We start from the raw sequence: 23675 nt of genomic DNA, 5'->3' as shown, positions 1-23675 counted from the left end.
GCGGAGCCGATCGGAAACCCCGTGCTGCCTGACGACGCCCCCACCGCGCCGCGCCAAAGCTGGGCCGAGCAGCGCCTTGCCCTGGCGCTGGAAGCTTCGGGCATGGCGGGCGCATGGGACTGGGATGCGGAAACGGACCTCATCCATGGGGATGTGCGCGCCTGTACCCTGCACGGCATCGACCCCTCCCTGGGCGAACGCGGCGCCCCCGGGCCGGACCTTCTGGTGCATGTGGTGCCGGAGGACAGGCCGGCGCTGGACCGCGCCCTGGCCGCCGCCCTGGCCGGGCGCGCACCCCTGAATATCGCCTATCGCGTCTGGCCGCCCGGGGGCGACCCGGTCTGGGTGCTGCTGCGCGGCCGCGTGCTGCGGAATGCGAGCGGGACGGCGCAGCGCCTCGCCGGCGTGGCCCTCGACGTGTCGGAGCAGAAGGACATCGAGGCCGCGCTGCGCGAGAGCGAGACGCGCTTCCGCACCATTGCCGACACCATGCCCCAGGCCGTCTGGTCCACCCGGCCCGACGGCCACCACGACTACTACAACCGTCGCTGGTACGAGATGACCGGTACGCGGGAGGGCGATACCGAGGGCGAAAGCTGGGAGAACATCGTCCATCCGGAGGACCGGCGCGAAACCTGGGAGCGCTGGCGGCAATCCCTGGCGACCGGCAACCCCTATGAGGTGGAATACCGGCTCCGCATGGCGGATGGCGCCTGGCGCTGGTTCCTCGGCCGCGCCCTGCCGGTGCATGATTCCCGCGGCCGCATCACCCGCTGGTTCGGCACCTGCACCGATATCCACGATCTCCGCCGCACGGCGGAGGAGCGCGAGGTGCTCAGCCACGAGCTGAGCCATCGGATCAAGAACATCTTCTCCGTCATCGCCTCCCTCGTCTCCCTGACCGCACGCGGTCATCCGGAGGCGACGGAGTTCGCGGGCGAGCTGCGCGGGCGCATCAACGCGCTGGCGCGCGCCCATGAATTCGCGCGCCCGCACAGCGAGGCCAGCCGGCCCGCCACCGGCCGCACCACGCTCTTCCATTTCCTGGCCGATCTCCTCTCCCCCTACGACCCGAGCCCGGGCGGGGAGAAGCGCATCGCCATCTCCGGCGATGACCAGGTCTTCGACGACGCGGCCGCCACCCCGCTGGCGCTGCTGTTCCACGAACTGGCCACGAACGCGGCGAAATACGGGGCGCTTTCCATACCCGGCGGCCGGGTGACCATCCGCGTGGAGCAGGATGGCGAGGATCTGCTGATGCACTGGCGGGAGAGGGGAGGACCCGAGGTGGCCGGGCCACCCGAGCATGAGGGCTTCGGCACCCGCCTCGCGATGATCAGCGTGCAGGGCCAGCTGGGCGGAAAGGTGACGCGGATCTGGCCCCCGGAGGGGATGGAGCTAGAAGCGCGACTCCCGCCCGGCGCGCTCCAACGTCGTCGCCGCACCCGTCAGGAGGCGTAGCTCGGGCGGCGGAAGGGCGGAGCGGCCCTGGCGCAGCGACACGGCGAAGCGCACGGCCTGGGCGAGGACCTCCTCCGTATAGGGCTTGGGTAGGATGCCCACCGGGCCTCGCACCCCGGATCCCACCTGGCGCGGATTGGCGGTCAGGTAAATCACGGTCGCGTCCCAGTCCCGGGCCAAGGCCTCGCCCAGGGCCGGGCCGGTCGGGCCGTCACGCAGGTTCAGGTCCACGAAGGCCAAGTCTATGCCCTCCCGCGCGGCGGACAGCGCCTCGGCGGAATCGGCGGCGGTCGCCACCACCTCATGCCCCAGCGCTTCCAGGCAGAAGGAGAGGTCGAGGGCAATCAGGGCCTCGTCCTCCACGATCAGCACGCGTTGCGACATGATTCCTGCCCGATCCGCCTCAATATCCAGGGAAAAACAAAGGCAAAGGGCTGGGGTTTCGTGGTGCGGCAAAGCTCTTTCGCGCGTGGCCGGCATGCCTCATGGGGCTGGGGGCCGGTTCTGACCGGTTTGTCCCGGGGAGAGGAAGAAGGAATTCTTCCTCTCCCAGGACCCCTCACCTTCTTCTTTTTCTTCGAGTCGGAATCACGGGGCTGACGGTGCGCCTCGGGTCCATGACCCGAGGCGACTGCAAAGCCAGGAAAGAGCCCCTTCAACCCGAGATCCCTTCGATCACGGTATCCACGGCAGTCAGACGGGGTTCCAAGGGCCTCAGGCCCTTGGCGGGTGAGGGCGGAGCCCTCAAACGGAAGGTTCCGAACGAGGTCACAGACCTTCCGTGGGGCGGTCTCATCCGGCCAGCCGGAACAGGGTCACCTCCCGCGTGTCGCGGTCCTCCAGTTCCCGCGTCACGGGCACGCGGAATTGGGCCACCGCTTCCAGGCCTTCGCGCGGGACATAGGCGCGGCCGGGATCGGCCAGGATCACCTGCACCCCGGCGCCGGCCAGTTGGCGCAGCCAGGGCAGGATGTGCCGGGTCATCGGTGCCTCGTAGCAGACATCGCCGGCCAGCACCGTGTCCCAACGGGCCGGGCTGCCCACGACATCCCCCGGCGCTTCCGCCACCGCCACGCCGTTGAGCCGCGCGTTCAGCCGGGTGGCGGCATGGGCCAGGGTGTCGATCTCGGCCGCCTCCACCCCCGCCGCGCCGGCAAGGGCGGCCGCGATGGCGGCCAGCCCGCCGCCTGCCGCGAAATCCAGCACGCGCTTTCCCGCGACGCGGGTTGGGTCGTCCAGGATCCAGCGGGCCAGGGCCTGGCTGCCCGGCCAGGCGAAGGCCCAGAAGGGGGGCTCGATGCCCTGCTCGCCCAGCCAGGCCTCGGTGGCCTGCCAGATCGGGGTGATCTCGGTCGCGAGGTGGAGCGGGATCTCGGGCACCAGCGCCGGGCGCGCGATGACGGTCTGGGCGGCGACGAAGGCCTCGGCCTCCGCAGGCCCCCTCATAGCCGGCCCAGCAGGAGAGCCAGGGCGATCAGCAGCCCCGCATCGCGATTGGACCGGAAGAGGCGCAGGCAGAGGCCGGGGTCGTGGATGTCCAGCCGATGAACCTGCCAGGAGAAATGCGCGGCCGGGAGCAGGAGCGCGGCTACGAAGACCGGGTGCAGCCCCGCCGCCCACCCCGCCGCCGCCAGCAGCAGGATGCACACCGCGAAGGCCACCCCCAGGAAGGGCCGCGTCCGCTCCCCGAGCGTGAGCGCGGAGGAGCCGATGCCGACCATGGCGTCATCCTCCCGGTCCTGATGGGCGTAGATCGTGTCGTAGGCGAGGGTCCAGGCGAAGCCGGCGGCCCAGAGCAGCAAGGCAGGGGCCTCCAGCACGCCCGTGGCGGAAGCCCATCCCATCGGCGCCGCCCAGGTGAAGACCACCCCGAGCACGGCCTGGGGCCAGTCCGTCACCCGCTTCGCCAGCGGATAGAGCACGATTGGCAGCAGCGACGCCACGCCCAGCCCGATCGCGGCTGGCGGCAGCTGGAGCAGGATCGCCAACCCGACCAGGAGCAGCCCCGCCAGGAAGGCCAGGGCCTGTTTCGGGGAGACGGCGCCGGATGCCAGCGGCCGGCCCCGGGTGCGCTCCACCCGGCGGTCGATGTCCCGGTCCCACAGGTCGTTCACCACGCAGCCCGCGCCGCGCATCACCACCGCGCCCAGCGCGAAGAGAAGGGTGAGCCAGGCCCCCCGCCCCCAGTCCGGCGCGGCGGCCGCGAAGGCCCAGAGCCCGGGCAGGAAGAGCAGCCAGGAGCCGATTGGCCGGTCCAGCCGCATCAGCAGCGCATAGGGCACCAGCGCGTCGGGCAGCCAGGCGGAGAGGCCTTCGCGGCGGATATCGGTGTAAGGAGCCACGGCCTTCCTGTCCGACGGATCCCTGCCCGTGTCCATCCCGCGACTCTACACCGACCACGACCTGCGCGAAGGGGAGGCCGTTCCGGCGGCGCCGGGCCAGGGCCGTTACCTCGGCGCGGTGATGCGCAAGAAGGAGGGGGATGAAATCCTTCTCTTCAACGGGCGGGACGGAGAATGGAAAGCGCGCGTCGCCTCGATCCGGAAGGATGAAGCCACCTTCATGCCGGAGAGCCCTCGCCGCGCCCAAACCCCGCTCGCCGGCCCCGTCCTTCTGATGGCGGCTTTGAAGCGCGAGGCAATGGAATGGGTGGTGGAGAAGGCGACGGAGCTCGGCGTCCGCGCCATCCACCCCGTGCTGACCACCCGCGCCGTGCCGGACCGGGTGAACCGCGCGCGCCTCTCGCTCATCGCCCGCGAGGCGGCCGAGCAATGCGAAAGGCTGGACGTGCCGGATGTGGCCGAGGCGGTGCCCCTCTACACGGCGCTGGGCGCCTGGGACGGGACGCCCCTGGTGGTCGCGGCCGAGCGGCGGGAGGCGGTGCCGCTGGCGGCCTTGCCGCCGGGCCCCATGCCCTCGCTCCTCATCGGGCCGGAGGGAGGCTTCACGGGACCGGAACTTGACGCCCTGGCACGGCATCCCTTTGTTGCAATGGTCAGCCTTGGCCCCCGAATCCTCCGGGCGGAGACGGCGGCGGTCTCGGCGCTCGCGGTTCTGCAGGCGACCCGCGGCGATTGGGCCCACCACACGGACGAGTAGAAAACAGCATGTCCAATCCTGGCGAGGCCGACCTCACGCCGATCCAATCCGCGCGTGATCTCGCCGGATGGTTCGCCGCCGGCAGCAAGCCGCGCGACCAGTGGCGCGTGGGCACGGAGCACGAGAAGATCGGCTTCTACCGGGATGGCTTCGCTCCGCCGCCCTATGAGCCGGACGGCATCGCGGCCCTGCTGGAAGGCCTGGCCACGAAAGGCTGGGAGCGGATCGAGGATGCCGGCAAGCTGATCGGCCTCAAGCGCGGCCTAGCGAGCGTGAGCCTGGAGCCGGGCGGGCAATTCGAGCTCTCCGGCGCGCCGGTGATCACCATCCAGGAGACCGAGGCGGAGCTGGACGACCATCTGCGCGACCTGCGCGCGGTGGCGGAGCCGCTCGGCATCGGCTTCGCGGGGCTGGGCTTCCACCCCACCGCGACGCGTGAGGCGATGCCGTGGATGCCCAAGAGCCGCTACGCCATCATGCGCGAATACATGCCGCGCGTGGGCGACATGGGCCTCGACATGATGCTGCGCACCGCCACCGTGCAGGCCAATCTCGATTTCGGCGACGAGGCGGACATGGTGGAGAAGCTCCGCATCTCCCTCGCCCTCCAGCCGCTCGCCACCGCGCTCTTCGCCAATTCGCCGTTCCGCGAAGGCGAGGCGACGGAGTACCGCACGCTGCGCGGCCATGTGTGGAGCCGCACCGATCCCGACCGCACCGGCATTCCCGCCGTGGCCTTCGAGGACGGGTTCGGCTTCGAGCGCTTTGCGGACTGGGTGCTGGACGTGCCCATGTATTTCGTGATGCGCGAGGGCCGCTTCGTGGACGCGACCGGCACGACGTTCCGCGACTTCATGGCGAAGGGGCTGCCGAAGGACCCCGCCGTCCGGGCCACCATGGGCGACTGGGCGGACCATGTGACCACGGTTTTTACCGATGTGCGCCTGAAGCGCTTCCTGGAGATGCGCGGCGCCGACATGGGCTCCGCCGCCATGGTCTCGGCCCTGCCGGCCTTCTGGGTCGGCCTGCTCTATGACGATGCGGCGCAGAAGGCCGCCGCCGCGCTGGTGCGCGGCTGGTCCGTGGCGCAGATGCAGGCGCTGCGGGCCGACGTGCCGATGCGCGCCCTGGATTCCAGCATCGGGGGGCTGACTTTGCGCGAGGTGGCGCGCGACGTCCTCGCCATCTCCCGCGAAGGGCTTCGCGCCCGCGGCCATGGGGAGGAGCGCTTCCTGGAGCCGCTGGAACGCATCGCGGCATCCGGGGAAACCCAGGCGGACCACTGGCTCCGGCGCAATGCGGAATGGGGCGGCGAGGTGTCGCGGGTGTTCGAGGAAGCGGCGCTCTGACCTCCCCTGGGGAAGGGCTCCGCCCCTCCCCGGCGGGGGGCTAGCCTCGCCCCTCCGCCGCCACCGTCTCCACCGCCGCCCGCGTCTCATCGGCGAGGCGCGAGAGGTCGATCATCGTCGCGGTGATCTCCTCCGCCGCCGTGGCGTTGGACTGGCCGATGCGGGTCAGCACCTGCACGCGCTCGGCGATGCTGGTGACGGTGGCCTCCTGCTGCTCCATCGCGATGGCAGTGGCGCCGGAGAGGCGGGCGCTCTCCCCCACCACGCGTTCCAGCTCGTCCATCGCGGCGCCCACGGTGGCGGCACCCTGCCGGCCCTCCCGCGCGCGGGTGCCGGCCTGCACCACCACGTCGGCGATCTCCTGCGCCAGGTTCTCGGTGTTCACCGAAAGCGCGCGAACCTCCTCCGCCACCACGGCCAGCCCGCGCCCATGCTCGCCGGCGCGCGCCGCCTCGATGGCGGCATTGATGGCCAGGATGTTCGTCTGCGTCGCGATGCGGCCGATATGGCCGGCGATGCGCGTCACGCGCTCCGTGTCCTCGCCCACCGCATCCACCAGCTCGATCAGCGCGGTGATCTTCGTCAGGCCCTCGGCCAGCAGCCTGCGCGCGGCCTCGGTCTGGTCGTGGGAGCCCTGGGTGATGCGCCCGACCTCGCGGATCGCGTCGCTGCTATGGCCCAGCGCCTCCGCCAGGTGGTTCAGCTCGGTCAGCTGCGTCATCGCGCCATCCGAAATCTGCCCGATGGCCTGCGAGGCCTGGCCGGTGGCGATGGCCGTGCGCCGCGCGCCGTGCAGCGCCTGCTCGCCCAGGCGGCGCGTGGTCAGCAGGTTGTCGCGGAACACGAGAAGGGCGCGCGCCATCTCGCCCACCTGGTCGCGGCGATCCGTGGCAGGCACCTCCGCCTCCGCCTGCCCATGGGCCAGACGTTCCATCGCGCGCGCCACCTGCGCGAGCGGTCGGGCCGTCAGCCGCACGAGGACGAGCCAGGTGAGGAAGAGGCCGAGCAGGCCGACCGCCAGCCCCGCCATGTTCACCCAGTGCCCCTGGTCCGAGAGACGGCGCGCGCGGGCCAGGTTCTCCCCGGCTTCCTCGCGCACCAGCCGGCGTGCCTCGCCCACCAGGCTGTTGAAGGTCACGGCGCGCACGCGCCAGGCATCGTTCAGCGCCGCGTAGCGGTCCCGCTGCTCCCCGGCGAAGGCCGCCTGCATCTCGCGGCCGAGCGCGGGCATGCGTGCCATCATGTCCCGCGTGGTGGAGACGAGCAGCGGGTCGAGCCGGTCGCCGATGCGGGCCAGGAGCTCGTCATAGGCACCGCCCAGCAGCTCGACCTCGCGCGTCACGCGGCGCGCGGCGACGGAGGGGCGCACCTCGCCGAGGATGACGTTGCCGAGGAAGCCGCTGAAGGAGAAGAGGCTGCTGGCGAAGTCGTCCACCGCCTCCGTATGGCCGCGCTGGCGGATGCCCAACTCGCCGATGATGGCGGATTGCCGCGCGCCGATCAGCGTGGAGCCGCCGGAGAGAAGGCCGAGCACCAGCAGCATCAGCAGGAGGATTCCGGCCGCGCGGGTGCTGATCCGCCCGGTCCAGCGGGTGCGCCGCTCGCCCTCAGCGCGCATGGGCGCGAACCCCCAGGTCGGAGGCGAGGGTGCTATTCCAGATGGTGGCGCAATCCGGCCCGCAGCGGTCGATCCAGCGGGGCAGCACCATCCAGAGCAGCAGGCCGCGCCGCCTCGCGGCATCCTCCGGCGTCATGGGCACAGGGGTCAGCCGGCCGCGCGGGCCGGTGCATTCCGGCGCGCCGGTGGCGCAGCGCATGCCCTCCACCGTCTCCCCCTCCGCGCCCTTCCAGATCGCATCCTCCAGCTCCCCCAGCCCGCGCCGGATGCCGGTGCGCACCGCCTCGGGCAGCGCGTTCCAGGCCTCACGGTTGGCGCCGAACATCGAGACGCCCCAGCTCAGCGCCATGTCCTGGATATGCGTCGCCACCTCCTGCAGCCCGATGGCGTTGCCGGAAAGGGCGCCGGTCACGGCGCATTCCACGCGCCCCTTGCGCATGGCGGGCACGATGCCGGCGAAGGGGATGCTGACGGGCGTCGCGCCCAGCGCCTCGAACACCTCCCCCTGGCCAAGGGAGGAGGTGCGGATGCGCCGCCCCGCGAGGTCGGCCAGGCCCGTGAAGGGCCGGCGGCACCAGGTGACCTGGGCGGGATAGGTGTAGATGGCCAGCAGCTCCACCCCGTAGCGCTCCGCCAGCAGGCGCTGGAGATGCGGCCGGTAGAGCTGCACGGTCCGCCGGAGCGTTCCGATGTCCGGGTTCTGCAGGGGCAGGTCCAGCGCCTGGAATTCCGGCTCCTCGGCCGCCGCCTGGGCCAGGAGGATGGTGCCGAAGGGCACCGTGCCGCGCTGGAGGAGGGAGAGCATCTCGTCCGGCTTCAGCCCGGAACGGTCGGAGGGCGTGATCTCCGCCACGGCGCGGCCCTGGGTGATCTCGGGCAGCCGGTCGCGCCAGAAGGGCTCCTCATAGCGCAGGAACTGGGAAACCCCGGCCAACCCGCCGATGACACGGAGGCGGGCCGGCTCCTGCGCCTGGGCCGCCATGGCGCAAAGGGTGAGCAGCGCGGCGCCGCACAGCCCGCGCATGAGACGGGGAAGACGACCGGGCATCGGCATCCTATCGCAAGCAGGCCGCGGCCGAATCCGGTGCGCCGCCGATCCATCCTATCCCCGGGGGTGGAACGGCCGCCAGGGCCTATCCCCCGGCCGGATCCTCCAGGTGCCGCACCATGTAGACACGGCGGAATCCCTCGTCCTCGCGCCGGTCCGCCTCGGCGAACCCCGCCTTCGCGTAGATGGCGCGGTTCCGTTCCATCCGCTCGTTTGTCAGCAGCCGCAACTCGCGCAGCCCCAGGCCGCGCGCCCGCGCCTCGCAGAAGGCCAGCAGCGCGCGCCCGATGCCCTGCCCGTGCAGCGCCGGCTCGACCGCCAGATCCTCGATCCAGAGATAGCCGCCGCGATCCTCGATCACGGCCAGCGCGACGATCTCGCCCTCCCGCTCCAGCACATGGGCCTGGCCATGCGCGATCCGCGCGGCGAAGTCGTCATCCATCGGCGCGGGGCGGCGGCCGAGGAGCGGGATGTAATGCGCATAGGCCCGCTCGACGAGCGCCCGGATCGCCTCCGCCTCCTCCGGCCGGGCAAGGCGCAGCGCGCTCATCCCGCCGCCACCAGCGCGATGCCGCCGGCGGCGGAGATGCCGAGGATGGCCCAGCGCAGCCGCGGCCCGTGCAGCCAGCGCCGCGCCGGGCCTGAAAGGGCGGCGCCGAGCGCGATGCCCGGCAGCAGGCCGAGCGCGAGCCAGACCTCGCCCCAGCCCAGCCGCCCGGCCGGAATGGCCATGGCGAGCAAGGCGAGATAGGCAAGCAGCCAGAACAGTCCGAGGAAGCCGCGCACGGCCTGGGCGGAGAGGTGCGACACCACCAGCCCCATCAGCGGCCCGTGCACGCCCGAGATGCCGCCCATCACGCCCGAGACGAGGCCGGCCCCCGCGAGCATCGGGGTGGTGGGCCGCAGCCGGGGCACCGCCACGGCCAGCGCCACCGCGAGAAGCACGATGAGCCCATAGCCGCGCCGCGTGGCGAGTTCCGGCTGCAGCACGGCCAGGACCATGCCGGCCGCGGTGCCCACCGCCACCCCGGCGATGGAGGGCAGGAGCAGCCCCGGCGGCACCGCCCGCGCATCCACGCGCCATTGCCCAAGCATGAGCAGGAGGGCGGAAAGGGCGAAGGGCACGGGCACCAGCCGCGGATCGACCGCCACGAGCATCGGCACGCCCACCAGGGAGAGCCCGAGCCCCGCCGAAAGCTGCACGACGGTCGCCGCCGCCACGGCGAGGTTCGCGAGAACGAGCTCCCCGACCCCCACCCGGGCTAGACCGCCGTGCCGCCGATGGTCAGCCCGGTCATCTTCAGCGTCGGCTGGCCCACGCCCACGGGCACGCCCTGGCCCTGCTTGCCGCAGGTGCCGATGCCCGCATCCAGCGCCATGTCGTTGCCGATCATGGAAACCTGGGTCAGCGCGCTCGGCCCGTCGCCGATCAGCGTCGCGCCCTTCACCGGCGCGCCGATCTTGCCATCCTCGATCATGTAGGCCTCGGAGGCGGAGAAGACGAACTTGCCCGAGGTGATGTCCACCTGCCCGCCGCCGAAGTTCACGGCGTAGATGCCGCGCTTGACGCTGCGCAGGATCTCCTCCGGCGCATGCTCGCCCCCCAGCATCACCGTGTTCGTCATGCGGGGCATCGGGGCATGGGCATGGCTCTGCCGGCGCCCGTTGCCGGTCGGCGCCACGCCCATCAGCCGCGCGTTCTGCCGGTCCTGGATGAAGCCGGTGAGGATGCCTTCCTCGATCATCACGGTGCGGCCGGAAGGCGTGCCCTCGTCATCGACCGTCAGGCTGCCGCGCCGGTCCGGGAGGGTGCCGTCATCCACCACCGTCACACCCTTGCTCGCCACGCGCTGGCCCATCAGCCCGGCGAAGGCGCTTGTGCCCTTGCGGTTGAAGTCGCCCTCCAGCCCGTGCCCGATCGCCTCGTGCAGCAGGATGCCTGGCCAGCCCGGACCGAGCACCACCTCCATCTCCCCGGCCGGGGCGGGGATGCTGCCCAGGTTCAGCACGGCCCCGCGCAGCGCCTCGTCCACGGCCGCCTTCCAGGTGCCCTCGCCCAGCACGCGGTCATAGGCGAAGCGGCCGCCCGTGCCGTAGCTGCCGGTCTCGCGCCGCCCGTTGCGCTCCACCACCACATTCACGTTCAGCCGCACCAGCGGGCGCAGGTCGGCCACCTCGCGCCCGTCGGCGCGCATGATCCGCACGGCCTGCCATTCGCCATAGAGCGAGGCCATCACCTGGACCACGCGCGGGTCGCGCGCGCGGGCATAGGCGTCGATCTCGGCCAGCAGCGCCGTCTTCGCCGCGAAGTTCAGGGCATGAAGCGGGTTGGCGGCGTCATACAGCCGCGCATTGGTCGCACGCGGCGGCTCGGCCACGCGGATCGCGCCCTCGCCGGGCAGCCCGCGCACGGCGAGGGCGGCCCGCTTCAGCGCGGGCGCCGTGATCTCGCCGGCATGGGCATAGGCCGCGGCCGCGCCGCGCACCGCGCGCAGGCCGAAGCCGCGCATCGTGTCGAAGGTGGCGGAACGGATCCGGCCATCCTCGAGGCTCAGCATCTCGCTCTCGCGGTATTCGAGGAACAGCTCCCCGTCCTCCGCGCCGGACAGCGCATCGGTGGTGATGCGCCCGGCCTCGGCCGCGTCCAGCTCGCGGAAGAACAGGCGGGCGGTGGCGTCCAGCGGCGAACCATGACTGGTGAAGGGGGTCATGCCGTCATCTCCTCGGCCGGCGGCAGGACGAGCCGCGCGGTGGTGCCCTTGCCGGGCGTGCTGTCCAGGCTCAGCGTCATCCGCATCGCCCCCGCCAGGGCGCGGGCCAGGTAGAGGCCCAGGCCGGAGCCGGGATAGCGGCGGGACAAGCCGCCCTCGAGCTGGGTGAAGGCCTCGAAGGCGCGGGGAATGTCCTCCGGCGCCATGCCGATGCCGGTATCGGTGATCTCGATCAGCGTGGCGGTGCCGGAGGTGCCCTGCGGAGCCCTGGCCAACAGCTTCACCTGCCCGCCCTCCGGCGTGAATTTCATCGCGTTGGAAAGCAGCGCGTCCAGCACCTGCCCGAAGCGCTGCTCATCCGCGCGCAGCGGCGGCAGGCTCTCCGGGATCGAGGCGCAGAAGGAGATCTGCCCGTCCTTCGCCAGCTTGCGCGCGCGGATGGCGGCGTTGCGCAGCGTGGGCGCGGGGTCGAAGACCGTGCCGCGCAGGGACAGCGCATCCGCCTCGATCCGCGTCGCCTCCAGCAGTCCCTCGACGAGGGTGAGGAGCTGCCGCCCGGCGGTGAGCACCTCCTGCGCGTGGTCGCGCATGGTCTCGATCCGCGTCGCCTCCATGATGGCCTCGGAAAAGCCGATCACGGCATGCAGTGGGGTGCGCAGCTCATGCGTCATCGTCGCCAGGAAGCCCGATTTGGCGCGAGAGGCCGCCTCGGCCGCGTCGCGCGCTGCCTCCAGCTCGGCACGGGTCCGCCGGTCCTCGGTGACATCGCGATAGGTGCGGATGAAGCCGCCATCCGGCGTCGGGTCGGTCCGGATCTCGAGGATGCTGCCGTCCGGGCGGCGGCGGACATAGCGCCCCACCTTGTGCAGCGGCTGGTCGCCGCGCTCGGCCACGAAGACCTGGATCTCGCCGTCCACCAGGCCGAACTCCCTGGCCCGGATCTGCTCCTCGCGCAGGTCCAGCAGGTGGCGGCCCGGCCGCATGGCGTCGCCCAGCCCCGTCATCCGCCCGGCCAGGGCATTGGCGGCGATCAGGTAGCCCTCGGCGTTGAACAGCGCGACGCCATCGGGCTGGTTGTCCAGCATGGCCTGCAGCGTGGCCGCGCGGCGCCCGGACTCGGCCTCCGCATGGGCGCGCGCCGTCACGTCGGTGATGACGATCACCAGCCCCCGATCGGGCAGAAGGGCGGAGCGCACGGTGACCACGCTGCCATTCGGCCGGGTGCGCGTCCGCTCATAGGGCGTCGCATCCTCGAAGTCGTGCATCAGCCGGGCCAGGGTCTCCCGGGCCGGCTCGTCATACTCGCCGGCGGCGATGCGCCGTTTCACGATGTCCTCGTGCAGCTCGCCCACCGTGACCTCGGCTCCCACCATGATCCGCTGGTAGGCCGCGTTCACGAGGCGCACGCGGCGGTCCGGCCCATAAACGCAGACGCCATGCGGAAGGGCCGCGAGCACGCCGTCCAGCAGATGGGCGCGGTCCTGCGCCACCTGCTCCGCCTGGCGCAGCGCCGTCACGTCATGCACCTCGGTCAGCACGCCGCCCTCCGCCATCGGGCGGGCCCGGATCCAGAGGATCGAGCCGTCGGGGCGGCGGCGCGAGACCACCCGGGTCTCCCGCTCGCCGATCCGGTCAAGCCCCGCCATCTCCTCCGGCGGCATGTCCGACAGCTCTCCGGCGTCGCGCAGATGCTCGAACAGCTGGGTCCGGGTCATGCCCCGCCGGACGCCATCCGGATGCGAGCCGATGAGGTTGCGGTAGGCTTCGTTGAAAAAGGCGATCCGGTTGGCGCGGTCGCTCACCAGCACGCCGGTGTCGAGCCGTTCCAGGATGGTCTCGAGCAGCGCCGCATGGTCCACCGCCTCCGCCTCGGAGCGGCGCGTGGCGGTGACATCGACGGAGTAGCCGACCGCGCCGCCATCCGGCAGCGGCAGGCTGCCCATCTCATGCCAGCGCCCGGCGGCATTGCGCGCGACGTGATGCTGTGGCGTGGAAAGGTCCAGCGCCAGCGCGGCCTGGAGGCGGCGCCCGTGCTCCTCCGTGCCGTAATGGCCCGCCCCGGCGAGGAGAGCGACGACCTCGGCGCGTGGCGTGCCGGGCGGCAGCGGCGCGGTGCCGGTTCCCGCCTGGGCCCAGAGGGCGGGGTTCGCGTAAACCAGCCGGGCCTCGGGGTCGTAGATCACGATGCCGGTCGGCAGCGCGTCCAGTGCGGCTCGTAGGATCGCTTCGGTGAGGACGGCCTTGCTCAAACCCGTGCTTCCGCGCGAGGCCGCCGCAGCGCATGCAGCAGCAGCAGCGCCATGGCGAGCACCCCGACCGCGACCGTCTGGTGCAGCGTGCCCAGCCAGACCGGAACGACGTGGAGCAGCGTGGCGACCCCCAGCACGTATTGCAGCATCACCACCCCCATGAAGCCGACTGCCGCATGCCTCGCGACGCCGGAGGGCAGGCGCCGCAGCGCGAGCCACCCCAAGATAACCGCCGCGAGCCCGGAAAGGGTGGCGAGCAGCCGATGATTGAACTGCACCGTCGCCACATCCGCCACCATCGCATGCAGGAAGGCCCCCCTGCCGCCATACCCCTCCGGCACCAGCCGTCCGTCCATGAGCGGAAAGGTGTTGTAGTCGAACCCGGCCTTGATGCCGGCGACGAAGCCGCCGGCGAGCATGGCGAGCACGACCAGCCCTGCCGTGGCATGGGCCAGCGGCCGCAGCCGCGCGGCCTCGGCCGGCGCGTCGCGTTCCGGCCGCAGCAGGGAGAGGGCGGTCCAGAGCAGCATGGAGAAGAGCAGTAGCGCCAGGCCGAGATGGATCACCAGCCGCCAGGGAGAGACCGCCGTACGGTCCGCCTCGAAGCCGGAAGCGACCATGAACCAGCCCACGGCCCCCTGCAGCCCGCCCAGGGCGAGCAGCAGCACCAGCCGACCGCGATATCCGGAGGGAATACGTCCGCGCAGCCAGAACCAGGCCAGGCCTGCCGCATAGACCAGCCCGATCAGCCGGCCCCAGAAGCGGTGGATCCATTCCAGCCAGAAGATGCCCTTGAAGCCCTCCAGCCCAAAGCCCCGGTTCACCAGCTCATACTGCGGGATGGTGCGGTAAAGCTCGTAGAGCCGGTTCCACTCGGCCTCGCTCATCGGCGGAAGCGCGCCGCTCAGCGGCGCCCATTCCATGATCGAGAGGCCCGAGCCGGTCAGGCGCGTGGCGCCGCCGATGGCGACCATCGCCCAGACCATGGCCGCGACCGCCAGAAGCCAGAACGCGATGGCGCGCGGCTGCGCGCCCGGTGCGGCGGCGGTGCTGAGATAGGGGGCCTGGGCGTCGAAGGGCATGGCAGCCTGGAAATGGGGTGAATGGCGAGACATCAACAACCCCAGGGAAGTATGGTCCGCCATGCGGAGCAAGAGGCTGGGCCCGCGTGTTGCCGGCTCCGCCATTTCGATCTCGGAACGCTGGGCGCCCCGCGATGCTGGACGCGCCCCCCGCCCCCTGCTACCCCCCGCCGCCGCATGTCCCCGCCCACCCTTCCCACCGGCGGCCCCGACGAGGGCGCCACCTGGCCGCGCGATTCCGCCAGCGGCGCGCCGGGCCAGCCCGCGATCTCCGTCGTGGTGCCGGTGCGGAACGAGGCGCCGAACATCGCCCCGCTGGTCGCCGAGATCGCGGCGGCCCTCGCTGGCGTGCCGCATGAGATCATCTATGTGGACGACGGCTCCACCGATGCCACGGCCGAGGCTGTGCGCACCGCCCCGGCTTCCGCCACGGGGCCCGTCCGCCTGCTGCGCCACGCGGCCTCCTGTGGGCAGTCCGCCGCCATTGTCACCGGCATCCGCGCCGCCCGGGCCCCCTGGATCGCCACCCTGGACGGTGACGGGCAGAACGACCCCGCCGACATCCCCCGCCTCTGGGCCCGCGCGCGGGCGGAGGGGGCGGATGCGCTGGTGGCGGGCTGGCGCACCACCCGCAAGGACACGGCCACCAAGCGCTTCACCAGCCGCATCGCCAACCGCGTGCGCGCCCGCCTGCTCGGCGATGCCACGCCCGATACGGGCTGCGGGCTGAAGGTCTTCCCGCGCGAGCTGTTCCTCGCCCTTCCGCATTTCGATCACATGCACCGCTTCCTGCCGGCCCTGGTGCTGCGCGGGGGCGGGCGGGTGGTGAGCGAGCCGGTGGGCCACCGGCCCCGTACGCGTGGCGTCTCGAATTACGGCACGCTGGACCGGCTCGCCGTGGGCATCGTGGACCTGCTGGGCATGATGTGGCTCCAGCGCCGTTGGAAGCGCCCGCGCCTCCTGCCCGACGACCCAGGCGGCCCGTGAAGGCCATGGCCGCGCCCGATTCCGCCACGGATGCCACGCCCGGCCGCACCCCGCCGACCCTGGCGGCCGCCGGGCGCATGGCGTTGCTGGCGGCCGGCCTGGGCCTGGCCGGCTGGATCATTCGCACCATCGGCCTGGCCCCGGGCGGGGAGGGCGGCACGGAATGGGTGGACCACTGGATCCGTGGCCAGGGGCTGTGGGGCGAGGCGGTGTTCCTCGCCGTCGGCACCGCCGCCACGGCTGCCGGCCTGCCCCGGCAGGCCGTGGCCTTCCTCGGCGGCTATGCCTTCGGGGCCGGGCTGGGAACGGCGCTGGCCCTCGTCGCCCAGGTCTTCGGCTGCGCGCTCTCCTTCGGCTGGGCCAGGATGGTGGGGCGCGACTGGGCGGCGCGCCGGCTGGAAGGGCGGTTCGGCCGCCGCCTGCGGCCGTTGCATGACCGGCTCGCGGCCAGCCCCTTCGGCGCAACCCTGGCGCTGCGCCTGCTGCCCGTGGGCAATAACCTCGCCCTGAACCTGCTCGCCGGGCTCTCGGGCCTGCGCCTGGCTCCCTTCCTCGCGGCCTCGGCCCTGGGCTACCTGCCGCAGACCCTCGTCTTCGCCCTGCTCGGCGGCGGCGTGGCGGTGGACCAGACCGCACAGCTCCTCCTCGGCGCCGCGCTCTTCATCGTCTCCGTGGCGCTGGGCGTGTGGCTGCTCCGGCGGGAGCCGCCGGCGGGCTGAGCCCGTCCTTCGGTCATTCCTCTCCGGCCCTGAGCAGCCTCCCCTGGCTGATGCTGCGCTGCAACAACGCGCTCCCGCTTCGCCTCGTCTGGCATGAGTGCCTTGAGCGATCGGCCTGCGCCGGTTAACCCAGGACAAGATTTCGCCACATTTGCCCTGGTTCTGACATGATTGGCTGGAACGCACTCCGACTTCCCTCCGCCGCCCTGGCCGCCGCCCTGGCCGCCGCCCTGGCCGCCGCCCTGGCCTCCTCCCTGGCAACCGTGCTCCTCCTCACGGGGCCTGCCCTGGCCCAGGACCTGGTCGCCGAAATCCGCAGTGCCCGGGGCGCGGTCCCGAAGCCGGTTGCCGAGCCGCCGGCTGCCCAGCTCGGCTGGACCAGCCCGGACAGGGATTTCTGGATCTCCGGCGAAAGCCCGTCTCCCATGCGGGATGAAGCGGGCGAAATCGTCTCGGCCACCGGCTCCGGCACCCTCGGCGCCCGCTACCGGAGCTATGCGGATGGCCGGCTTTCCCTGGCCACCGTGCCGATGATCCGCGCCGAGGCAGCCTGGGAAGGGGAGGGAGGCCGGGCCCGGCCGTCCGTCGGCGTGGCCATCCTCCAGGAGCTGGCGCTCGCCTTGCCGGACGGGCTGCGGTTCCGGGCCAAGGGCGGGATCGGCGACCGGACGGGACTTTCGGTCGCACATCCGGCCGGAGCCTCGCCTGGCCTCGCCATGCGCGGGGAGGCTGGTCTCTCAGGCAGCCTGGGGCCGCTCGGCCACCCCGGTGCGCGCTTCGACCTGCAGCTGATCTCGACCCAGGCCTTCGGCAGCAGGGGGGAGGAGGACAAGGTCCCCTCCAGCTGCGAGCTGAAGCTGGACCTCACGCGCAAGGGCGAGGCGCCGCTCAGCATCGGCGCCTCCTGTCCGGGCGCCTCGGGAGAGGGCTACATAACCTTTCATATCGGCGGCCGCTTCTAGCAGGCCATCAGACGTGGCTTTCAGACGTGGCTTAGGGCGAGGAGGGCGGGGCGCCCAGCAGCGCCAGCAGGCGCGAGAGCATCTCCCGCAGGTCCCAGAAGCCGGGCGCGGCCGGGCGCGGGGCCGTGCCTTCCGGCTGACGCGCGCGCAACCGGGCAAGCGCCGCCTGGGTGTCGGTCAGGCGCAGCTCCACCGGGTCCCGCATGGCTTGGCCCTCGGGCAGCAGGAAGCCGGTCACGCGCACCAGCGCCCGGTCCGCCCCCGGCAGCTCCGCCGCGGCGCGCGCCCGATCCGCCTCCCGCGGGGCACAGACCACCGAGCGGCCCTCCAGCCCGCAGGGCAGCTCGAACAGCCGGTTGGGCGGGAAGCGCAGCTGCACCGTGCCGGCGAGCGCCAGCGCCCCGCGCGCCGCCCCCTCCAGCGAAAGGTCGCGCGCCGTGACCACGGGGACGAGTGTCCCGCCGCGGTCCTCCACCTCCAGCGCCAGGGGGGCCAGGCCGGCCGCGGCCGGGGCCACGGGCTCGCGGTGCAGCATCCGGCAGCTGGACTGGTCGGTCATGCGGTCCAGGCTGCAGGAGAGCAGCCAGGGCCCGATGGTCTCCGTCCCGCCAGCGGCCTGCGCCCTGGTCGGGCCGGTGGGCAGGGGCGAAAGCAGGGCGGCGAGGAGAAGGGCGACAAGCCGGTTCATGGCCCCCATCTTCGCATGGAAGCGCGGCCCGGTCCCGCGCGATAGCGCGAGAGGAGCCACCATGCGGCACGCCACCCTGCCCGACGGCACCACCGTCCCCGCCCTCGGCCAGGGCACCTGGCACATGGGCGAGCGCGGCGCCGACCGGCGCGCGGAGGCCGAGGCGCTGCGGCTCGGGATCGATCTCGGCCTCACCCTGATCGACACGGCCGAGATGTATGCGGATGGCGGGGCGGAGGAGGTGGTGAAGGAGGCCATCGCCGGCCGGAGGGAGGAGGTCTTCCTCGTCAGCAAGGTCTATCCCCACAACGCCTCCCGCGCGCGCATGGTCCGGAGCTGCGAGGCCAGCTTGCGCCGGATGGGGGTGGAGACCGTCGACCTCTACCTCCTGCATTGGCGCGGCAGCGTGCCGCTCGCCGAGACGGTGGAGGCCTTCGAGCGGCTGGTCGCCGAGGGAAAGATCCGCCGCTGGGGCGTCTCCAACCTCGATGTCGATGACCTGGAGGAGCTGGGCGCGGCGCTGGCGGACTGCCAGACGGACCAGGTGCTCTACAACCTGGAGGCGCGCGGCCCGGAATTCGACCTGCTGCCCTTCTGCGCCGGCCACCGCATGCCGGTGATGGCCTATTCCCCGGTCGGGCAGGGCGGGCGGATGCTGCGGGACCCGGCGCTGCGGGCCGTGGCGGCGCGGCACGGCACCGGCCCCGCCGCCATCGCGCTGGCCTTCACCCTGCACCGCCCGGGCGTGATCGCCATCCCCAAGGCCGGCAACCCGGCGCATCTGCGCGAGAACGCGGCGGCGCGTGACATCGTCCTGACCGCGCAGGACCTGGCCGAGCTGGATTCCGCTTTCCCGCCGCCGCGGCGCAAGCAGGCGCTGGCGATGCTCTGATCCTTCTCGGCCGGGTTTGGAATCTGGGGAAGGAGGGCTCCGCCCTTCACCCGCCAAGGGCCTGAGGCCCTTGGAACCCCGTCTGACTGCCGTGGATGCCCCGGATCAGTGGGGTCTCTGGTGGGTAGGCGTTCTTCCCGCCTTTGCAGTCGCCTCGGGTCCATGACCCGAGGCGCACCGTCAGCCCCGTGATTCCAACTTGAAGAAAAGATGATGGGTCGAAGGCACTGCCTTCGACGGGGCCGGGGAGAGGAAGAATTCCTTCTTTCTCTCCCCGGGACAAACCATCAGACCAGAACAACCCCAGCGGCCGCTCAGGCGCCCTGAGGCACCACCCCCAGGCTTCGCATCGCGTCGATCAACTCCCGCGTGCGGAAGGGCTTGGCGAGGAAACGCTCCTTCGGCCCGAAGCGCCGGTCATTCGCATGCCCGGGGCGGCCGGTAAGGTAGATGACGGGCAGCGCAGGATGCCGCTCCTGCGCCACGCGCGCGGTCTCGAAGCCATCCGGCCCGGGGCCGAGATCGATATCGGTCAGCAACAGGCTGCAGCACCTGTGCGCGTCCAATTGCGCGAGCGCGTCATCGGCCGTCGCCGCCGGGCAGACGGCGAAGCCCTCATCCTCGATGATATCGGTCAGCACGTCGCGGACGAGTTCATCGTCCTCGAGCACCACCACATCACAACTCTCTTCAGCCCCGGTCATGGAGAACCTCCGGCCTTCTAACGTCGCCGAAGCGCAAGTGTTCACCCGTCGCGGCAGACCGCATCACATTCCTGCCCTGCAACAGATGGGCGGCGGGGAGGGTTCCTAGACCACGGTGCTGGATAGGGGACGCCCGGCGAAGAAGGCCTCCAGATTGTCCAGCACGAGCTGCTGCTGCGCGAATTGCGCGGATTCCGAATAGGCCGCGATATGCGGCGTCAGCACCGCGGTGCCGATCGCGCGCAGGCGTTCCGGCACCTCGGGTTCGTTCTCGAACACGTCGAGCGCCGCGCCGGCGATTCCCTTGCGCTCCAGCGCGTCGCACAGCGCCCCTGTATCCACGACGCTCCCGCGCGAGATGTTCACCACATGGCCCTGTGGGCCCAGGGCCGCGAGGATCTCGGCATTCACCGCATGGCGGTTCTCCGCCGCCGCGCGTACCGCGACGACGAGCACATCCGACCAGCGCGCGAGCGATTCCAGCGTGGCGTGATAGGCATGGGGCACGCCCTCGGCCATGCGGCGGTTGTGGTAGCCAATTTCCATCCCGAAGGCGGCCGCGCGCGTCGCGATACGCTGGCCGATGGCGCCCAGGCCGTAGATGCCCATGCGGCGGCCCATCAGCCCGGGCACCAGCGGCAGTCGCTCGATCGCGTTGCCGCCCCATCGCCCCTCCCGGATGAAGCGGTCGCCCTCCGCCACCTTCCGGGTGCTGGCCAGCACCAGCCCCATGGCGAATTCCGCCACCGCCTCGGCATTCGCGGTGCCTGCGTTCGTCACCGCGATGTCGCGCGCGCGGGCGGCGCCGAGATCCACCCCCTCGAATCCCGTGCCGTAGCAGAGGACGAGGCCAAGCGACCGCATGGCCCCGATCAGCGCGGCGTCCGTGGCGTAGCTGCCGATCGTGATCAGCGCCCGCGCGCCCTCGGCGCCCGGCGGCAGCGCGTCGGCAGCGGAACGCTCCAGCGGGCCCAGCAGGGCATAGCGCTCCTCCAGCCTCGAGACGAGGCGCTGGGGCAGGCGTGGGGCCATCAGGATCACGGGCTTCAAGGGCTGGCTCCTGCGGTTGCTGCGGCGCAGCATGAGCCCAGCCAACCGCCCGCGCTACCCCCGGAAGCGCCCGAGGAAGGCCACCACCTCCTGCAGGCTCGGAGGTTCGCGCAGCACGGCCCAGCGGTCCCGCAGGAAGGCCAGATAGGCCTGGCCGAGCGCGGTGGTCAGCCCATAGGCCACGGCCGCGTTCACCGCCCCGCCGGCGATGCTGCCCACGCCGGGGATGAACTTCAGCAGCGTGCCCAGCGCGCGCGCCGCGACCCGCCCGCCCACCCCGGCCGCGGCCGGGCCGAGCAGCGCGGCGGCCACGGCCTTCAGCGGCATCTCTTCGGCCGGCGTCCCCATCCGCACGGTCACGTCCACGATCATCTTGGCCTGCACGCCGAAGATCAGCGCGGCATCGGCGAAGGGGATGGGGGTGGCGGCCAGGGCGGCGGCCACCCTCGCATGGGCGGCCACCGCGGCCTCGGCCTCCGCGATCTTCGGCGCCAGGGAGACGAGGTTGGCCGCGGCGGCTGCCGCGCGCCGCCCCTCCGGCAGGGCCTCCACCGTCGCCTCCACCAGCGCCTCCAGCCCCTGCGCCTCCACCCGGGCCCCGTTGGGGAACAGGCGAGGGGCGGCCACCACGCGCAGCACCGCACGGGCCTCCGGGATCAGCGCGCGCACGGCTTCGGAGAGCCGGTCCTCGCCCCAGGCCTTGGTCAGCACCACGATCACCGGCACGCCGGAGCGGGCCAGCAGCGCCGCCAGCTCCTGGTCCGCCGGCTCCACCCGCTCCCCCGCCGCATCGATGCAGAGCCAGGCGAGATGGAGCCGCTCCTCCTCCGGCAGGCTGGCGAGCCGCGCCAGCTCAGCCTCCACCCCCTCCCGCGTTTCGCGATAGGCACCTGGCTCCAGCCCGCGCGTGTCGGCCAGGTTGAGGGGCGCGCAGGGGTGGCGGTACCAGACCGCCGCGCTGGAGACCGGCGCGCCCTCGCCCGTGGCCGCCACCACCCGCCCGAACACGGCATTGACCAGCGTGCTCTTGCCCGCGCCGGAGCGCCCGGCCAGCAGCACGTTGCAGCGCTGCATCCCGGCCAGCCGCTCCTCCACCCCCGGCACGATGCCAACAGCGTCGTCCAGCAGGGTGGTGCCGCGCCCGAGAAGGCGGCCCAGCCAGCTTCCCCGCCGGGGCGCCGGCCGGGTGAAGCCACGCGCGACGGGGGAGGTGTCCCCCAGCGCGGAGAGCTTGCGCACTCGCAGGGCGGTCAGCAGCGCCGGCAGGGCAGGGGGCACATCCGCCCCCTCCACCAGCAGGGGGCGCAAGGCGCGGGCAAGCGGCAGCGGCTCGGTCTCGGCCAGGTTGGCGGCAGCCGCGATCTCGGCCCGCTCCGTCCGGGTGCAGAGCAGGAGAAGCGGCAGGGGATCCCCCCCGGCCACGGCCCGGCGGGCGTGGTCGAGGGCCATCTCGATCGGGTCAGGCTTGACCGACTTGGTGAACATCGGGGACGACTCTGCCAGCATGGCCGCCCCCATCCAACCCGAGGCCCCCCGCCTCTCCGCACCGTCATCCGAGGGGGACAGCGCCTCCCTCATCGCCGCCCTGCTGGCGGGGAGCGAGGCGGAGCTGGCGGCCGAGCTGGAGCCGGCGGTGGAGGCCTTCATCGGCAACGCCATGTTCCGCTACATCGCGGAGGAGGCGCTGGTCGCGATCTGCGTCACCGCCATCTTCTTCGCCCTGGCCTTCATCGCCCCCTACCTGCCCAGCATCACCTGGGCGCTGGCGGCGGCGGGGGCGGTGCTGCTCTGGTACCTCGTGCATTTCGCCCAGGGGCTCGTCTCCGCCTGGCCGCTGCTGCGGGCGCTGGTGCTGCTGCGCGGCGCGCCGGTCTTCCGCTTCGCCCTCTTCGTCCTGGCGCGCTACGCCATCACGACGCTGGAAGCGAAGATGGAGGAGATCGCCCGCAGCGCCGCCTTCCTGCCCCGTATGGGCCTGCGCGTGGCACGTGTGGTCTACCAGGACGACCGGGACCGCGTGGCCCTGGCCCTGGCCGACGCGCTGGGCCGGCCGGTGCGGCGGGAGATCCTCTGGACCGCCGCCCTCGGCCTGCTGCCCATGCTGGTGGTGATGTTCGGCTTCCGCTCCGCCCTCATGTGGAAGGCCGGCCTCTACGGCGTGGCCCATATGGCCTGGTACGAGCTGCTGCTGCTTCCCTTCCGCGGCGGGCTGCCCGGGCTGACGCTGCCCTAGGGCATCTCAATGAAGGGTCGGGCGCGGCGCATGGCCCCGGCGGCCGGCACCGGCCACGAGGTCCGGCGAGGGAAGCTGGAGCCCCGCCTCGGCGGTGAGCGCCGCGAAGTGCTCGGCCGCGCGCAGGGCACCGGGCACGGCCTCGTCCCACAGCCAGTCCCGCAGCACCTCGGTCGCGGCGGCCGTCCCCCCGGCCTGCAAGGCCGCGACGAGCGCGAGCAGGCCCACTTCGGCCTCCCCCAGGGATGGGCAGGGCGGGGAGCGCACGTCCAGCGAACGGCGGGCGCCATGGGCGATGATGGTCATGAGCATGTCGAAGGCGGTGGCGGCCGCCGCCGGCGCGATGGCAAGGCGCATGATCTCCCGCCAATCCGGATGGGGCGCGCCCGGAGCCTGCAGCGGCGCGACCCAGGCGCGGAGCGCGGCAATGACGAAGAGCTCCTCAGCGTCGAGATCCATCGTGGGCCTCTCGCCGGGAACGGGCGGGTGACGCCCGTCGCAAACACCCCTGGACATGGAAAACCTCCCCGGTGAGGCGCGGCTGGGCATCAGGCACGCGCTGTCCCTCGGACGGGCGGATTTCCAACGCAAATGCGAATTGATTGCAAATGACGATATCCGGCGTTGGGAATTCGTGATGCGGGCTCTGCCCGCACCCACCAAGGGCCTGAGGCCCTTGGAACCCCGTCTGACTGCCGTGGATACGATAATTGAAGGGGTCTCTGGCTACAGGCGCTCTTCCTGCGTTGGCAGTCGCCTCGGGTCTATGACCCGCGGCGCACCGCCAGCCGAGTGACTCTAAACTCGAAGAAAAAGAAGAAGG

23 protein-coding genes are annotated in these 23675 nt (G+C 72.2%); 8 read left to right on the top strand and 15 right to left on the bottom strand.

Annotated elements, in window-relative coordinates:
• Positions 1-21: 21 nt before the first annotated feature.
• Positions 22-1461 (top strand): sensor histidine kinase, encoded by a 1440-nt coding sequence (locus BUB97_RS17045; protein ID WP_175562665.1) that lies wholly within the window; start codon positions 22-24, stop codon positions 1459-1461.
• Here BUB97_RS17045 and BUB97_RS17040 read toward each other — a convergent pair.
• The 3 genes from BUB97_RS17040 to ubiA all read right to left on the bottom strand — a co-directional run bounded on the left by BUB97_RS17040 (position 1399) and on the right by ubiA (position 3839).
• Complete coding sequence (locus BUB97_RS17040; protein WP_073136919.1) at positions 1399-1845, bottom strand: response regulator; 447 nt, start codon at positions 1843-1845, stop codon at positions 1399-1401. The two genes, BUB97_RS17045 and BUB97_RS17040, sit on opposite strands and share 63 nt — an antisense overlap.
• A 408-nt stretch (positions 1846-2253) precedes the next feature.
• Entirely contained in the window at positions 2254-2907 is a 654-nt protein-coding gene (locus BUB97_RS17035; protein ID WP_073136917.1) for a class I SAM-dependent methyltransferase, read from the bottom strand.
• A complete protein-coding gene (gene ubiA / locus BUB97_RS17030; protein WP_073136915.1) occupies positions 2904-3839 on the bottom strand; it encodes a 4-hydroxybenzoate octaprenyltransferase in 936 nt (311 codons plus the stop codon). Before ubiA ends, BUB97_RS17035 begins: the two co-directional genes overlap by 4 nt.
• On the opposite strand from ubiA, the gene BUB97_RS17025 reads away from it, so the two are divergent.
• Both BUB97_RS17025 and BUB97_RS17020 read left to right on the top strand, forming a co-directional pair.
• Positions 3832-4560, top strand: a complete 729-nt coding sequence (locus BUB97_RS17025; protein WP_073136913.1) for a 16S rRNA (uracil(1498)-N(3))-methyltransferase — start codon at positions 3832-3834, stop codon at positions 4558-4560. The genes ubiA and BUB97_RS17025 overlap by 8 nt on opposite strands.
• Positions 4561-4568: 8 nt before the next feature.
• The gene (locus tag BUB97_RS17020) at positions 4569-5909 is read left to right on the top strand and encodes a glutamate--cysteine ligase (protein ID WP_073136911.1); all 1341 of its coding nucleotides are present in this window, start codon (positions 4569-4571) and stop codon (positions 5907-5909) included.
• Positions 5910-5949: 40 nt separating this feature from the next.
• Here BUB97_RS17020 and BUB97_RS17015 read toward each other — a convergent pair whose 3' ends face one another.
• The 7 genes from BUB97_RS17015 to BUB97_RS16985 all read right to left on the bottom strand — a co-directional run bounded on the left by BUB97_RS17015 (position 5950) and on the right by BUB97_RS16985 (position 14617).
• On the bottom strand, positions 5950-7527 hold the full coding sequence (locus tag BUB97_RS17015; RefSeq protein ID WP_073136909.1) for a methyl-accepting chemotaxis protein: 1578 nt from the start codon (positions 7525-7527) through the stop codon (positions 5950-5952).
• On the bottom strand, positions 7517-8575 hold the full coding sequence (locus BUB97_RS17010) for a TRAP transporter substrate-binding protein (RefSeq protein ID WP_245818338.1): 1059 nt from the start codon (positions 8573-8575) through the stop codon (positions 7517-7519). Before BUB97_RS17010 ends, BUB97_RS17015 begins: the two co-directional genes overlap by 11 nt.
• 85 nt (positions 8576-8660) lie before the next feature.
• Positions 8661-9125 carry a GNAT family N-acetyltransferase gene (locus BUB97_RS17005; RefSeq protein WP_073136905.1) on the bottom strand — a complete coding sequence of 155 codons (465 nt, stop codon included), beginning with the start codon at positions 9123-9125 and terminating at the stop codon, positions 8661-8663.
• The gene (locus BUB97_RS17000) at positions 9122-9832 is read right to left on the bottom strand and encodes a TSUP family transporter (protein WP_073136903.1); all 711 of its coding nucleotides are present in this window, start codon (positions 9830-9832) and stop codon (positions 9122-9124) included. Before BUB97_RS17000 ends, BUB97_RS17005 begins: the two co-directional genes overlap by 4 nt.
• A 5-nt stretch (positions 9833-9837) precedes the next feature.
• Entirely contained in the window at positions 9838-11286 is a 1449-nt protein-coding gene (gene tldD, locus BUB97_RS16995; RefSeq protein ID WP_073136901.1) for a metalloprotease TldD, read from the bottom strand.
• On the bottom strand, positions 11283-13535 hold the full coding sequence (locus tag BUB97_RS16990) for a PAS-domain containing protein (RefSeq protein WP_073136899.1): 2253 nt from the start codon (positions 13533-13535) through the stop codon (positions 11283-11285). Before BUB97_RS16990 ends, tldD begins: the two co-directional genes overlap by 4 nt.
• The gene (locus BUB97_RS16985; RefSeq protein ID WP_073136897.1) at positions 13532-14617 is read right to left on the bottom strand and encodes a COX15/CtaA family protein; all 1086 of its coding nucleotides are present in this window, start codon (positions 14615-14617) and stop codon (positions 13532-13534) included. The genes BUB97_RS16990 and BUB97_RS16985 overlap by 4 nt, the downstream gene beginning before the upstream one ends.
• A 177-nt stretch (positions 14618-14794) precedes the next feature.
• Here BUB97_RS16985 and BUB97_RS16980 point away from each other — a divergent pair, with 177 nt between their 5' ends.
• From BUB97_RS16980 to BUB97_RS25530, 3 genes are all read left to right on the top strand, one after another.
• The gene (locus BUB97_RS16980; RefSeq protein ID WP_086062280.1) at positions 14795-15604 is read left to right on the top strand and encodes a glycosyltransferase family 2 protein; all 810 of its coding nucleotides are present in this window, start codon (positions 14795-14797) and stop codon (positions 15602-15604) included.
• 5 nt (positions 15605-15609) lie between these two features.
• On the top strand, positions 15610-16323 hold the full coding sequence (locus BUB97_RS16975) for a TVP38/TMEM64 family protein (protein WP_073136895.1): 714 nt from the start codon (positions 15610-15612) through the stop codon (positions 16321-16323).
• A gap of 167 nt (positions 16324-16490) precedes the next feature.
• Positions 16491-17285, top strand: a complete 795-nt coding sequence (locus tag BUB97_RS25530; RefSeq protein WP_086062279.1) for a hypothetical protein — start codon at positions 16491-16493, stop codon at positions 17283-17285.
• Between the two features lie 31 nt (positions 17286-17316).
• On the opposite strand, the gene BUB97_RS16960 is transcribed toward BUB97_RS25530, so the two are convergent.
• Complete coding sequence (locus tag BUB97_RS16960) at positions 17317-17973, bottom strand: hypothetical protein (protein WP_139281373.1); 657 nt, start codon at positions 17971-17973, stop codon at positions 17317-17319.
• A gap of 61 nt (positions 17974-18034) precedes the next feature.
• Here BUB97_RS16960 and BUB97_RS16955 point away from each other — a divergent pair, with 61 nt between their 5' ends.
• Positions 18035-18865: an aldo/keto reductase gene (locus BUB97_RS16955; RefSeq protein WP_073136889.1), complete on the top strand. Its 831-nt coding sequence runs from the start codon at positions 18035-18037 to the stop codon at positions 18863-18865.
• Between the two features lie 314 nt (positions 18866-19179).
• On the opposite strand, the gene BUB97_RS16950 is transcribed toward BUB97_RS16955, so the two are convergent.
• The 3 genes from BUB97_RS16950 to BUB97_RS16940 form a co-directional block, all read right to left on the bottom strand.
• Positions 19180-19569, bottom strand: a complete 390-nt coding sequence (locus BUB97_RS16950) for a response regulator transcription factor (protein WP_073136887.1) — start codon at positions 19567-19569, stop codon at positions 19180-19182.
• Positions 19570-19674: 105 nt separating this feature from the next.
• Entirely contained in the window at positions 19675-20610 is a 936-nt protein-coding gene (locus BUB97_RS16945) for an NAD(P)-dependent oxidoreductase (RefSeq protein ID WP_245818344.1), read from the bottom strand.
• Positions 20611-20673: 63 nt separating this feature from the next.
• Positions 20674-22125, bottom strand: coding sequence for a GTPase (locus BUB97_RS16940; RefSeq protein WP_139281372.1), 1452 nt, complete (start codon positions 22123-22125; stop codon positions 20674-20676).
• Here BUB97_RS16940 and BUB97_RS16935 point away from each other — a divergent pair.
• The gene (locus BUB97_RS16935) at positions 22124-22852 is read left to right on the top strand and encodes a hypothetical protein (protein ID WP_073136881.1); all 729 of its coding nucleotides are present in this window, start codon (positions 22124-22126) and stop codon (positions 22850-22852) included. The two genes, BUB97_RS16940 and BUB97_RS16935, sit on opposite strands and share 2 nt — an antisense overlap.
• Before the next feature lie 6 nt (positions 22853-22858).
• Here the strand turns inward: BUB97_RS16935 and BUB97_RS16930 are convergent, their stop codons facing one another.
• Positions 22859-23311, bottom strand: coding sequence for a hypothetical protein (locus tag BUB97_RS16930; RefSeq protein ID WP_073136879.1), 453 nt, complete (start codon positions 23309-23311; stop codon positions 22859-22861).
• Positions 23312-23675: the final 364 nt, after the last annotated feature.

Origin of the sequence: Muricoccus roseus (assembly GCF_900141905.1) — a bacterium.
Classification (GTDB): Bacteria; Pseudomonadota; Alphaproteobacteria; order Acetobacterales; family Acetobacteraceae; genus Roseomonas; species Roseomonas rosea.
Note: the sequence above shows the minus strand (reverse complement) of the source record. Positions and strands in the feature narration are given on the sequence as shown.